Genomic DNA, 12,858 nt, shown 5'->3' on the forward strand with positions numbered 1-12,858 from the left:
ATTCCATAATATGAAATGTCTTATCGTAATTTGAAAAAGGGAAAATAGGCTGCTAGAATCCCCACACATCATCAAAGTAATAGTAAATAATCAGCAAACTCTCAACCCGGAAGCCGCATGGTTCGGGGCACAATCTCAACTCAGGAGACTTCACATGTCAGTACAGAATGACCAGGTAACGGCAAACACCGACCCGGATTCGCAAGAAACTAAAGAATGGTTGGATTCCCTGGCCTCCGTGCTGGAACAAGAGGGCCCTGATCGTGCTCATTACCTGCTGGAACGCTTGATTGACCTGGCCCGCCAAAGCGGCTCGGACATCCCGTTCTCGGCCAACACCGCTTACGTCAACACGATTCCACTGTCGCAGGAGCAGCACTGCCCGGGCAATCTGGAATACGAAGAAAAACTGCGCTCGTGGATGCGCTGGAACGCCATGGCGATGGTGGTCAAGGCCAACCGCGTTGACGGCGACCTCGGTGGTCACCTGTCGTCGTTCGCCTCGCTGGCCAATATGCTGGGCATCGGCTTCAACCACTTCTGGAAAGCCCCAAGCGACAACCATGGCGGCGACCTGCTGTACATCCAGGGCCACTCGTCGCCCGGCGTCTACGCGCGCGCCTTCCTGGAAGGCCGTCTGACCGAAGACCAACTGCTGCACTTCCGTCGCGAAGTCGATGGTGGCGGCCTGTCGTCGTATCCGCACCCGAAACTGATGCCTAGCTTCTGGCAGTTCCCGACCGTGTCGATGGGCCTGGGCCCGCTGATGGCGATCTATCAGGCACGCTTCCTGAAGTACCTGCACGCGCGCTCGATCGCCGACACCACCGACCGTAAAGTCTGGGCATTCTGCGGCGACGGCGAGATGGACGAGCCGGAATCGCTGGGCGCGATCGGCATGGCCGCGCGCGAGAAGCTGGACAACCTGGTCATCGTGGTCAACTGCAACCTGCAGCGTCTGGACGGTCCGGTGCGCGGCAATGGCAAGATCATTCAAGAGCTGGAAGGCGAATTCCGCGGCGCCGGCTGGAACGTGGTCAAAGTCATCTGGGGCCCTGGCTGGGACGCGCTGCTGGCCAAGGATAAAGAAGGCATCCTGCGCAAGGTGATGATGGACACCGTCGACGGCGAGTACCAGAACTACAAGGCCAAAGACGGCGCCTACGTGCGCAAGCACTTCTTCGGCAAGCATCCGAAGCTGCTGGAGATGGTTGCCAACATGACCGACGACGACATCTGGCGCCTGACCCGTGGCGGTCACGATCCGCACAAGATCTACGCCGCCTTCAAGGTCGCGCAAGAACACAAGGGCCAACCGACCGTGCTGCTGGTGAAAACCATCAAGGGCTTCGGCATGGGCAAACACGGCGAAGCGCGCAACACCGCGCACAACACCAAGAAGCTGACCGACGAAGCCGTGCGCGAAATGCGCGACCGCTACTCGATCCCGATTCCGGACGATCAACTGGCCGACATCCCGTTCTACAAGCCGGCCGATGACGCGCCGGAGATCAAGTACCTGCACGAGCGCCGCGCCGCGCTGGGCGGCTACCTGCCGGCCCGTCGCCAGCAAGCCGACGAAAAACTGACCGTGCCGCCACTGTCGGCATTCCAGAACGTGCTGGACGCCACCGCCGAAGGCCGCGAAGTGTCGTCGACCCAGGCTTACGTGCGTATCCTGACCACGCTGCTGAAAGACCAGAGCGTTGGCCCGCGCATCGTGCCGGTGCTGGTCGATGAATCGCGTACCTTCGGTATGGAAGGCCTGTTCCGTCAGGTCGGTATCTTCAACCAGCAAGGTCAGTTGTACGAGCCGGTCGATAAAGACCAGGTGATGTACTACCGCGAAGACAAGGCCGGCCAGATCCTGCAAGAGGGTATCAACGAAGCCGGTGGTATGAGCTCGTGGATCGCTGCTGCGACCTCGTACTCGACCAACAACCGCGTGATGATCCCGTTCTATACCTACTACTCGATGTTTGGTATGCAGCGTATCGGCGACTTGGTGTGGGCTGCCGCCGACATGCGCGCCCGCGGTTTCCTGATGGGCGGCACCGCCGGCCGTACCACGCTGAACGGCGAAGGCCTGCAGCACGAAGACGGCCATAGCCACCTGTTCGCGGCCGCTGTGCCGAACTGCATGCCGTATGACCCGACCTTTGGTCACGAGCTGGCGGTCATCATCCAGGACGGTATGCGCCGTATGGTGGAAGAACAGGAGGACGTGTTCTACTACATCACCATCATGAACGAGAACTATCCACACCCAGGCATCAAGCCGGGCCAGGAAGAGGGCATCCTGAAAGGTATGTACCTGCTGCAGAAGGGCGACGAGAAAGCCAAGCAGCGCGTGCAGCTGATCGGTTCCGGCACCATTCTGCGCGAGTCGATCTTCGCGCAGGAACTGCTGCTGAACGACTGGGGCATCGCCGCCGACGTGTGGTCCGCCCCGTCGCTGACGCTGGTGGCGCGCGATGGCCAGGACGCCGAGCGCTGGAACCTGGTCAACCCGGCCGCCGAACAGCGTGTGCCATACGTGGCGCAACTGCTGAAGGATACGCAAGGTCCGATCGTGGCGACCACCGACTACATGCGCGCGTTTGCTGAGCAAATCCGTGCCTTTATTCCGAAAGACCGCACCTACCGCGTGCTGGGCACCGATGGTTTCGGCCGTTCGGACAGCCGCGCCAAGCTGCGTGAGTTCTTTGAGGTGAACCGTTACTACATCACGGTCGCCGCACTGAAGTCGCTGTCGGAAGAAGGCAAGGTCGATGTCAAAGTGGTTGAGCAAGCGATTGCCAAGTACAACCTCGATCCGAACAAACCAAATCCGGTGACCCAATAATCCGCTTAGAAAAAAATACGGAGCAAACGCTATGAGCATTGTGGAAGTTAAAGTCCCGGATATCGGTGATTTCAAGGAAGTTGAGATCATCGAAGTGATGATCAAGGTTGGCGACACCATCAAGGTGGACCAGTCGCTGATTACCGTTGAATCGGATAAGGCCAGCATGGAGATCCCGTCGTCTGCCGCCGGCGTGGTGAAAGAGATCAAGGTCAAGGTTGGCGAGAAAGTGGCCATGGGATCGCTGGTGCTGTTGCTGGAAGCTGATGGCGCCGCCGCCGCGCCGGCTCCTGCCCCGGCGCCTGCGGCAGCTGCCCCCGCGCCTGCGCCAGCTCCTGCCGCCGCGCCGGCCGCTTCGGCCGGTCCGGTCGAAGTGAAAGTGCCGGACATCGGTGACTTCAAGGAAGTGGAAGTCATCGAGGTGATGGTCAAGGTTGGCGACACCATCAAGGTGGACCAGTCGCTGTTGACGGTTGAATCGGACAAGGCTTCGATGGAAATTCCATCGTCGCACGCCGGTGTGGTGAAAGAGGTCAAGGTCAAGGTTGGCGACAAGGTTGCCATGGGCTCGATCGTGTTCGTGGTCGAGGCCACCGGCGGCGCTGCCGCCGCGCCAGCACCGGCGCCGGCCGCCGCCGCGGCGCCGGGACCTGCCGCCGCGCCAACGCCTGCACCAGCAGCGGCACCGGCACCGGCTGCCGCCGCGCCGGCCGCGTCGCAAGGCTCGGTCAGCACCGGCAAACTGGCGCACGCCTCGCCATCGATCCGCAAGTTCGCTCGCGAACTGGGTGTCGATTTGGGCAAGGTGCCAGGCTCCGGTCCGAAAGGCCGCATCACCCAGATCGACGTGCAGAATTACGTCAAGGGTGTGATCGCCGGCACCGTCGCTTCGCCGGCTGCCGCTGGTGGCGCCGTCGGTGGCGGTGGCAACTTCAGCGTGCTGCCATGGCCGTCGCTGGACTTCAGCAAATTCGGCGAAACCGAACTGCTGCCGCTGTCGCGCATCAAGAAGATCTCCGGTCCCAACCTGCACCGCAACTGGGTGCAGATCCCGCACGTCACGCAGTTCGACGATGCCGACATCACCGATCTGGAAGCCTTCCGCGTTGAATCCAACGCCGCCACCGCCAAGAACAAGGACGCGACCAAGCTGACCATGCTGGCCTTCGTCATCAAGGCATCGGTCGCCGCGCTGAAGAAATTCCCGACCTTCAATTCGTCGCTGGACGCGAAGGGCGAGAACCTGATTCTGAAGAAGTACTACAACATCGGCTTCGCCGCCGATACGCCGAATGGTCTGGTGGTTCCGGTGATCAAAAACGCCGACCAGAAATCGGTGACGCAGATCGCCAGGGAAATGACCGAGCTGTCGTTGCAAGCGCGCGAAGGCAAGCTGAAACCGGCCGACATGCAGGGCGCGACCTTCACCATCTCGTCGCTGGGCGGCATCGGCGGCACGCACTTCACGCCAATCGTGAATGCGCCGGAAGTGGCGATCCTGGGCCTGTCCAAGGCCAGCACCAAGCCGGTGTGGGATGGCAAGGCCTTCCAGCCACGCCTGATGATGGGTACCTCGCTGTCCTACGATCACCGCGTGATCGATGGCGCGATGGGCGCTCGCTTCTCCGTGTACCTGAGCGAAGTGCTCGGCGACATGCGCAAAATTCTGCTGTAAGGAGCGACTATGAGCACAGAAGTAAAAGTGCCGAATATCGGCGACTTCGCGGAAGTTGAAGTGATCGAGGTGATGGTCAAGGTGGGCGACACGATCAAGACCGATCAGTCGCTGATCACCGTGGAATCGGACAAGGCCAGCATGGAGATCCCATCGTCGCACAGCGGCGTGGTGAAGGAAGTCAAGGTCAGGGTGGGCGACAAGGTCAAGGAAGGCGTCGCGCTGCTGGTGGTGGAGGCGTCGGAAGGCGCGGCCGCCGCACCTGCCGCAGCAACACCGGCTCCGGCACCCGCGGCGGCGGCCGCAGCTCCAGCTCCTGCGCCGGCGGTCGCCCCGATCGGTGGCAGCTACACCGGCCAGGTCGATGTCGACTGCGACATGATGGTGCTTGGCGGTGGCCCTGGCGGCTACTCGGCCGCCTTCCGCGCCGCCGACCTGGGTCTGAACACGGTCATCGTCGAGCGTTACGACACGCTGGGCGGCGTGTGCCTGAACGTGGGCTGCATTCCATCGAAGGCGCTGCTGCACGTGGCGTCGGTGATCGATGAAACCGCGCACATGTCCAACACCGGCGTCACCTTCGCCAAGCCGACCATCGACATCGACCAGGTACGCAAGTACAAGGAAGGCGTGATCAAGAACATGACCGGCGGTCTGGCCGGCATGGCCAAGGCGCGCAAGACGCAAGTGGTGCAGGGCGTCGGCCAGTTCCTCAGCGCTAACCACATCGAAGTCACCGCCAAGGATGGCGCGAAAAAAGTGGTGCAGTTCAAGCAGGCCATCATCGCCGCCGGTTCGGCGGTGGTGAAGCTGCCGTTCGTGCCGGAAGATCCGCGCATCGTCGACTCGACCGGCGCGCTGGAACTGCGTCAGATCCCGAAACGCATGCTGGTCATCGGCGGCGGCATCATCGGCCTGGAAATGGCCACCGTCTACTCCACCTTCGGCGCGCGCATCGACGTGGTCGAAATGATGGACGGCTTGATGCAGGGCGCCGACCGCGACGCGGTCAAGGTCTGGCAGAAGTACAACGAGGCCCGCTTCGACAACATCATGACCAAGACCAAAACCGTCGGCGTTGAAGCGCTGCCGGAAGGGATCAAGGTCACGTTCGAGGCGGCGGAAGCCGGCGCCACCGCGCCGGCGCCGCAGGTGTACGACCTGGTGCTGGTGGCCGTGGGCCGCAGCCCGAACGGCAAGAAGATCGCCGCCGAGAAAGCCGGCGTGATCGTCACCGATCGCGGCTTCATCCCGGTCGACAGCCAGATGCGCACCAACGTGCCGAACATCTTCGCCATTGGCGACCTGGTGGGCCAGCCGATGCTGGCGCACAAGGCGGTGCACGAAGGTCACGTGGCGGCGGAAGCCGCAGCGGGCCAGAAGTCGCACTTCGATGTGAAGGTGATTCCGTCGGTGGCCTACACCGATCCGGAAGTGGCATGGGCCGGCATCACCGAGGACGAGGCGAAAGCCAAGGGCATCAAGGTCGAGAAGGGCCACTTCCCGTGGGCCGCGAGTGGCCGCGCCGTGGCCAATGGCCGCGCCGAGGGCTTCACCAAGCTGCTGTTCGACGCTGAAACGCACCGCATCATCGGCGGCACCATCGTCGGCACGCACGCCGGCGACATGATCGGCGAGATCGCGCTGGCGATCGAGATGGGCTGCGACGGCACCGACATCGGCAAGACCATCCACCCGCACCCGACGCTGGGCGAGTCGATCGGCATGGCGGCGGAAGTCTACGAGGGCTCCTGCACCGACCTGCCACCGCCGCGCAAGCGCTAAGCAGGCAGGCAGCAAAAAAAGCCGGGACGTGTTCCCGGCTTTTTTACGCCTTCAGCGCAGCACCGTCACCGGCGGCTGCAGCCGCAAAGCCGCCACCCGCCGCGCGAACTTGCGATCATCAAAAGATGCCATGCTGTCACAGTTGATATACGCTGCATGATGTAGTGCATCGGCGACGCCCGGCTGCCGGTTTGTCTGGATAGCCCGATCTGGCGTTTCGCGCTCGGCGCCGGAGATTTCCATGGCGTCCTCCGTGGCGTGATTCGGCCATGGTAGCACTCAGCATTCCTGCAGAGTTTGATTTATCTCTCTTAGCGCGTCAGGCGGTACAGCAGGATGGCGGTGCGGATGGTGGCGCGTTCGATCGAGGCGATTTCCAGGTCTTCGTCGGGCGAGTGGGCGCCGTTGCCGGTGGCGCCGAGGCCGTCCAGGCTGTCGAGCAGCGGGGCGACGAATTGCACGTCGCCGGCGCCGCGCTGGCCCGGCGGCAGCGCCGGGATCTCGCCCAGCCCGGCATCCTTGCTGGCCTGCGAGTAGACCTGCAGCACCGCCAGGTTGCCGGCGGTGGGCGACATCGGTGGATAGGCGTCGCGGAAGGTGATGCTGGCGCTGGTGCCCGGCAGGTTCTGCGCGACGATGGCCTGCATCTTCGCGTGCGCGCGGTCGCGCTGCTCGTAGCTCAGGTAGCGCAGGTCGCCCTCCACCGTCGCGGTGCGCGCGATGACGTTGCTCTTGCCGGCCGCCTGTCCGGCCGTGCCCAGCGCGTTGGCGCCGGCCTCGGTGCCGCCGACGATCAGGCCGGGGCTGAAGGTCAGGTCCGGCTCGATCACCTGCTGGCGGAAGCCGTCGATGATGCGCGCCGCCTCGTAGATCGCGCCATAGCCGGCGTGCTCGCTGAAGATGCCGCTGGAGTGGCCCTGCTTGCCGCTGACTTTGAGCTCCCATGACGACGCCGCGCGGCGGCCGATGGTGCCGGTGTCGCGGCCTGCCGCATTGCGCATATTCGCCTCGAAGGCGAGGGCGATGTCGCTGCGCTTGGCCGCGTTGACCAGATCGGCGCGCGAGATGGCGATCGGCTCGCCGGCGTTCTCCTCGTCGCCGCTGAAGATCACGGTGATGGTGGTGTTGTCCAGCGCGCCGACGCGGTGCAGCGCGCGCAGCGCTTCGATGATGATGACGTCGCCGCCCTTCATGTCGTTGACGCCCTGGCCGCGTACGCGGTCGCCGTTGCGTTGCCACAGCTGCACCGGGCTGTCCTTTTCAAACACCGTGTCCAGATGGCCGATCAGCAGCAGACGCTTGCCCCGCTTGCCCTCGCGCGTGGCGATCAGGTGGCCGGCGCGCCGCATCGCCGGCGGCATGTCGGCCCAGCGCGTGGCAAAGCCCAGCTGCTCGAACTGCGCGCCAAACAAGCTGCCGACCGCGCGCACGCCCTCATGATTCATGGTGCCGCTGTTGATGTTGACCGAGCGCTCCAGCAACGCCAGTCCCTGGGGCGAATGCGCCTTCACCTCGGCGACGATTTTCTGCTCGGTGGCCGACAGCCCCTCGGCATGCGCGGCGCCCAGCGCCAAAGCCAGTACTGTGAAAGCAAACGGTTGCAACTTCATAGGGGCTCCAGTCATTAGTCTGCCATCGATTGTAGCTCAGCCCCGCGCCGAGACGGGCAGGCCGAAGAGGCGGTCGAAGGTCAGGCTGAAAATATAGGTGTAGACCATGAAGAACAGCAGCAGGCCGATGTCCAGCAGCAGCGCTTGCCACAGCGAGATGTTGAGCCACCAGGCGAACAGCGGCACCAGCATCACCACCAGGCCGCCCTCGAAGCCGAGGGCATGGGCGGCGCGGCGTTTCCAGCCGCGGCCGCGCCCGTGCTTCGGCTGGCGCGCTTCCCACGCCTCGAACGCGTGGTTGAAGATCAGGTTCCAGATGAAGGCGACGGTGGACGAGACCACCGCCGCCACACCGGCATGGCCGGCGTCGTGGCCGGCGCCCAGCACCAGCAGGCTGGTGGTCAGGCCGACGGCGATCAGTTCGAACAGGCTGGCGTAGAGGATTTTGCGTTTTAAACCTTGCATGATGTGTCCTTTCTGCTCGCCATCATATGAAAGTTTTTCTGATGGGAAAAGTCGGCTGCTGTCAGTTTTTCTGATAGGCTGGCGGATATGGCTTTTTCATCGGACAACATCGCGGTCTTCCTGGCCGTGCTCGATCACGGCTCGTTCTCGGCCGCCGCGCGGACGCTGGGACGGGTGCCGTCGGCCGTCAGCATGACCATCGCCCATCTGGAGGCCGAACTGGGCATCGCGCTGTTTGAACGCAGTTCGCGCGAGGTGCGACCGACCGCGTCGGCGCGCGCGCTGGAGGCCGAGGCGCGGCAGATGGCCGGCCAGCTGCGCCGCCTGCACGCGCACGCGCTGTCGCTGCACCAGGGCCTGGAGCGCCGCTTGACGCTGGCGGTGGCGCCCGAGCTGTTGTCGGCGCCGTGGAGCGGTCCGCTGGCGCGGCTGGCGGACGCGTTTCCGGCACTGGAGGTGGCGGTGCTGTCGGCGCCACAGGACGACGCGCTGCGCTTGCTGCACGACGGCGCCGCCCAGCTGGCGCTGCTCTACGAGCGCCCCGGCGTCAACGAGCACGAGAGCTTTCAGGAGCTGGGCAGCGAGGTGCTGGTGCCGGTGATCTCGCCGCACCATCCGCTGGCGCTGGCGCGCAACGGCAGCTTCCGGCTGGAGGACCTGGTCGACCTGCGCCAGATCGCCATCGTCAGCCGCACCGCGCGCGAGGCCGACCAGCGGGTGCTGATCTCGCGCAAACTGTGGCGCACCGACAGCCACCTGGCCACGCTGGGGCTGGTGCGCGCCGGCCTGGGCTGGGCCTACCTGCCGCGCCGGCTGGCGCAGCCGCTGATGGACAGCGGCGAGCTGTTCGGCATCCTGTTCGAACACATGAGCAGCGAGCTGCGGCTGTGGGTCGATCTGGTGTGGGTCAACGACCGCCCGCTGGGTCTGGGCGCCAAGCGGCTGATCGCGCTGATGCAGGATATCGAAGGTTGGGAGGCGCATCGGTCGCAGAAGTGATACGCTGCTGTTTTTTGTACCTTTGGAGTTTCCGACATGCGTTTGATCAAGATTGCCCTGGTGGTCGCCGGCCTGTGCGCCGCCACCGCGTTTGCCTCGCCGACCGCGCCGCGCAACGGCGCCGAGTACACCACCCTGAAAACCCCGCAGCCGGTGCAGGCGCAGGGTAAGAAGGTCGAGGTGATCGAGTTCTTCATGTACCACTGCCCGGCGTGCTACGCGCTGGAAGCGGACATGGTGGCCTGGGTCAAGAAGCAGGGCGACAACATCAGCTTCCGCCGCATCCACCTGCCGCTGACCGGCGAGAACGATCCGGAGGCGCACCTGTTCCTGACGCTGGAGGCGATGAAGCTGGAAGAGCAGCTGCACGCCAAGGTGCTGCAGACCTGGCACGTCGAGCGCAAGCGTCTGAAGAGCGATGCCGACAACATCGACTGGGCGGTCAAGAACGGCATCGACAAGGACAAGTTCACCGCCACCTACAACTCGTTCGCGGTGATGACGCGCCTGAAAAACGCCGGCCGCGTGGCCGCCACCTATGAAGTCAACAGCACCCCGACCATCATCGTCGATGGCCGCTACCTGACCACGCCGTCGCAGGTGGACGCCGCCAATCCGGGCACGCCGCGCGCTCAGCTCAACGCCGCCACGCTGCAGGTGCTCGACGCGCTGGTGGCGCAGGCGCGCGCCGGTAAGAAGTAAGCTACAGGTGACACTGGTACAGGTGGGAGGCGTGGGCGACGCCGTTCACCTGCGCCACATGCGGCGCCGCCAAGACGTCGCGGGTAAAACCGTATTTCTCCACGATGCGCCGCGAGCCGAGGTTGTGCGGCGAGATCCACGCGTTCAGCATGCGTAGCCCGTAGCGGCTGCGCGCCAGTTCCAGCAAGTGCGCCAGCGCCAGGCTGCCCAGCCCCTGGCGCGCGTGGTCATGGGCGATGCGGTAGCCGACTTCGCCGCTGCCGGCCGCGCGGTCGATGCGGCGCAGGTTGGCGCGGCCGACGATGACGGCGCCGTCGTCGCTGGTCAGCACGCACGGGTGGACGCGGCCGGCCGCGTGCTCGCTTAGGTAGTCGGCGATGTGCGCCGCCACGCCGTCCGGCGTGTAAAACGCCGGCGCGCGCGCCTCGACGTGCTGCTCGAACCAGTCGCGGTTGTCCAGCTCGAACGTTAGCAGGCGTTGCAGGTCATCGGCTTGCAGCGTGCGGATATTCATGGCGGTCGGGCGGGCGTTAGTTGACGGTGAAGCGGGCCGGGATTTCGATGCCGCCGCTGCGCGCCGCCTCGGCGTAGGCGCGCATTTCGGCGATGACGGCGTCCAGCTGTTCCGGCCCCGGATCGGCCTGGAAATGCTTGATGCGCTCGTTCATCAGCGTGATGTGCTTGCTCCAGTCCAGACGATTGGTTTTGCTCATGTGTGCTCCGCTTTGCAAAAAACCAGTATAGAACAAATGGCAAAACCGTGGCGGCTTTTCCGCCGCGCCGACGCCGCGCCGTCGGGCTAGCGGCGCACCGCGTGCAGGAACAGGTCCAGCCCCTCGGCCGCCTGCCGCCGCAGCGCCTCGCCGCGCAGCGGCTCGTCGCCGGGGAACAGCAGGCGCGTCATGTAGTCGCCCATCAGGCAGTTGATCAGGAACACCGGCAGCATCTCCGGGCGCAGCCCGTCGCGCAGCTGCGCCTGGATGTCGGGGCGGGCGAAGAAGCGCCCCAGCTCGGCGCGGGTCAGTTGCGGGCCGGCCTGGAAGAAGGTCTCGGCCAGCTCCGGCGTGCTATTGGCCTCGGCCACCACCATGCGGTGCAGGTGGTGGAAGGCCGGCAGCGACACCAGCGTCAGGAAGCGCAGCGCGAAGTCGTGCAGGATCTCGGCCATCGGCCGCGGGTCGCTGACCATGCTGGCCATGCCGGCCATGTGGTGCTGGCGGCCGTTGGCGACGATGGCGTTCAGCAGCCCGGCCTTGCCGCCGAACTGGACGTAGATGGTGCGCACCGCCACATGGGCCTCGCGCGCGATCATCTCCAGGCTGACCTTGCTGTAGCCCTTGGCGAGGAACAGCCGGCCGGCGGTGGCCAGCAGCGCCTCGCGGCGCGCTTCCTTGTCGGCGGCGCGCGGGCGGCCGGCCGCCTTGCCGAAGCAGGGCGAGTCGGGGCTGTAGTTGTCTTCCGGACAATCTTGCGCGTCCAGCGGGGTGGCGTCGTTGAGTTCTGAAGCGGTCATGGCCGGGAATGATAGCGAATGCCACCATGGTAGTCTATCAAAAAATGAAATGCAACCGTTTCATTTCTTGACTTTGGGCGCAAACCAGCGATAATGCTCCCATCTCATTTCATTTTCTCTGGAGCTTCCCATGTCCACCCAAGAACAAAAACTCAGTGCCGTGCCGCCCGCTCCAGCCGCTCCAGCCACCCCCGCCGCCGCGTCCGCTCCGCCGCAGGCGCCGAACCGGCGCGTGCTGGTGGTGGCCGCCGTCGTCGCGCTGGTCGCGCTGGCGGTCGGTGGCCGCATGTGGTATCGCGGCCATTACTATGTCGAGACCGACAACGCCTATGTGGCTGGCCACGTCCATCCGGTGTCGTCGCGCATCGCCGGTGTCGTGACCAAGGTGCTGATCGACGATAACCAGCTGGTCAAACAGGGCGATGTCATCGCTGAGCTGGACCCGTTCGACCAAGGCGTCAAGGTGGAACAGATCCAGGCGCAGATCGCCTCTGCCCAGCAGCAGGTGATCCAGGCCGACGCCCAGATCGCCCAGGTACAGGCCCAGGCCAGCGCCGCCGCCGCCCAGGTGGCGCAGTCGCAGGCGCAACTGGTGCGCGCCAACCAGGACGCCGAGCGCTTCGGCCAGCTGTACAACAGCCAGATGAAGGCGGTCTCGAAGGCCGAGCTGGACGCCGCCGTCGCCGCCCGCGCCAGCGCCGTCGCCGATGTCGCCGCCCGCAAGGACAGCGCCGCCGCCGCCAAGGCGCAGATCGCCGCCGCCCGCTCGGCCCGTGATGTGCTCAACGCGCAGGTCGGCGTGCTGCAAGTGCAGCTGAAGGACGCCCGGCAGCAGCTCGCCTACAATCGCATTCTGGCGCCGGTGGCGGGCCGCGTCGGCAAGCGCAGCATCGAGGTCGGCCAGCGCGTGCAGCCGGGCCAGTCGCTGGCCGCCATCGTGCAGGACAACGTCTGGCTGACCGCCAACTTCAAGGAAACCCAGTTGGCCGGGCTGAAACAAGGCCAGCCGGTGCATGTCAGCGTCGACGCGCTGCCGGGCCATGAATTGATCGGCACCGTCGACAGCTTCGCGCCGGCCTCGGGCGCGCAGTTCGCGCTGCTGCCGGCCGATAACGCCACCGGCAACTTCACCAAGATCGTCCAGCGCGTGCCGGTCAAGATCACCTTCAAGCCGGCCGACGTCCAGGCGCTGGGTGGTCGCCTGGTGCCGGGCATGTCGGCCATCGCCGAGGTGTCGCTCAAGTCCGACGCCCGCTAAGGATCC

At 64.9% G+C, this 12,858-nt stretch carries 12 protein-coding genes; 6 read left to right on the forward strand and 6 right to left on the reverse strand.

Annotated features, from left to right (window positions below; translation table 11 throughout):
- The first annotated feature begins 154 nt into the window (after positions 1-154).
- Genes aceE through lpdA form a run of 3 tightly spaced genes read left to right on the forward strand, consistent with a single transcriptional unit; the run spans position 155 to position 6,305 of the window.
- Entirely contained in the window at positions 155-2,845 is a 2,691-nt protein-coding gene (gene aceE / locus GTP44_RS09350) for a pyruvate dehydrogenase (acetyl-transferring), homodimeric type (protein WP_161019220.1), read from the forward strand.
- Between the two features lie 31 nt (positions 2,846-2,876).
- On the forward strand, positions 2,877-4,520 hold the full coding sequence (gene aceF, locus GTP44_RS09355) for a dihydrolipoyllysine-residue acetyltransferase (protein ID WP_161019221.1): 1,644 nt from the start codon (positions 2,877-2,879) through the stop codon (positions 4,518-4,520).
- Positions 4,521-4,529: 9 nt separating this feature from the next.
- Positions 4,530-6,305, forward strand: a complete 1,776-nt coding sequence (gene lpdA / locus GTP44_RS09360) for a dihydrolipoyl dehydrogenase (protein ID WP_161019222.1) — start codon at positions 4,530-4,532, stop codon at positions 6,303-6,305.
- A 51-nt stretch (positions 6,306-6,356) separates the two neighbouring features.
- On the opposite strand, the gene GTP44_RS09365 is transcribed toward lpdA, so the two are convergent.
- The 3 genes from GTP44_RS09365 to GTP44_RS09375 all read right to left on the reverse strand — a co-directional run bounded on the left by GTP44_RS09365 (position 6,357) and on the right by GTP44_RS09375 (position 8,380).
- Positions 6,357-6,548 carry a PIN domain-containing protein gene (locus GTP44_RS09365; RefSeq protein ID WP_161019223.1) on the reverse strand — a complete coding sequence of 64 codons (192 nt, stop codon included), beginning with the start codon at positions 6,546-6,548 and terminating at the stop codon, positions 6,357-6,359.
- Positions 6,549-6,616: 68 nt separating this feature from the next.
- Positions 6,617-7,915 carry a M20/M25/M40 family metallo-hydrolase gene (locus GTP44_RS09370; protein WP_161019224.1) on the reverse strand — a complete coding sequence of 433 codons (1,299 nt, stop codon included), beginning with the start codon at positions 7,913-7,915 and terminating at the stop codon, positions 6,617-6,619.
- Positions 7,916-7,951: 36 nt separating this feature from the next.
- Positions 7,952-8,380 carry a PACE efflux transporter gene (locus GTP44_RS09375; protein WP_161019225.1) on the reverse strand — a complete coding sequence of 143 codons (429 nt, stop codon included), beginning with the start codon at positions 8,378-8,380 and terminating at the stop codon, positions 7,952-7,954.
- Positions 8,381-8,467: 87 nt separating this feature from the next.
- Between GTP44_RS09375 and GTP44_RS09380 the strand changes: the two genes are divergently transcribed.
- Both GTP44_RS09380 and GTP44_RS09385 read left to right on the forward strand, forming a co-directional pair.
- Positions 8,468-9,379 (forward strand): LysR family transcriptional regulator, encoded by a 912-nt coding sequence (locus tag GTP44_RS09380; RefSeq protein WP_161019226.1) that lies wholly within the window; start codon positions 8,468-8,470, stop codon positions 9,377-9,379.
- Positions 9,380-9,415: 36 nt separating this feature from the next.
- On the forward strand, positions 9,416-10,081 hold the full coding sequence (locus GTP44_RS09385) for a thiol:disulfide interchange protein DsbA/DsbL (protein WP_161019227.1): 666 nt from the start codon (positions 9,416-9,418) through the stop codon (positions 10,079-10,081).
- A gap of 1 nt (position 10,082) precedes the next feature.
- Here the strand turns inward: GTP44_RS09385 and GTP44_RS09390 are convergent, their stop codons facing one another.
- The 3 genes from GTP44_RS09390 to GTP44_RS09395 all read right to left on the reverse strand — a co-directional run bounded on the left by GTP44_RS09390 (position 10,083) and on the right by GTP44_RS09395 (position 11,594).
- Positions 10,083-10,595 carry a GNAT family N-acetyltransferase gene (locus GTP44_RS09390; protein WP_161019228.1) on the reverse strand — a complete coding sequence of 171 codons (513 nt, stop codon included), beginning with the start codon at positions 10,593-10,595 and terminating at the stop codon, positions 10,083-10,085.
- A gap of 16 nt (positions 10,596-10,611) precedes the next feature.
- Positions 10,612-10,794, reverse strand: coding sequence for a hypothetical protein (locus GTP44_RS27190; protein ID WP_202412834.1), 183 nt, complete (start codon positions 10,792-10,794; stop codon positions 10,612-10,614).
- An 86-nt stretch (positions 10,795-10,880) separates the two neighbouring features.
- Positions 10,881-11,594 (reverse strand): TetR/AcrR family transcriptional regulator, encoded by a 714-nt coding sequence (locus GTP44_RS09395; RefSeq protein ID WP_161019229.1) that lies wholly within the window; start codon positions 11,592-11,594, stop codon positions 10,881-10,883.
- Between the two features lie 130 nt (positions 11,595-11,724).
- On the opposite strand from GTP44_RS09395, the gene GTP44_RS09400 reads away from it, so the two are divergent.
- Positions 11,725-12,852 carry an HlyD family secretion protein gene (locus GTP44_RS09400; protein ID WP_161019230.1) on the forward strand — a complete coding sequence of 376 codons (1,128 nt, stop codon included), beginning with the start codon at positions 11,725-11,727 and terminating at the stop codon, positions 12,850-12,852.
- Positions 12,853-12,858: the final 6 nt, after the last annotated feature.

Source organism: Duganella lactea (genome assembly GCF_009857505.1).
Classification (GTDB): Bacteria; Pseudomonadota; Gammaproteobacteria; order Burkholderiales; family Burkholderiaceae_D; genus Rugamonas; species Rugamonas lactea.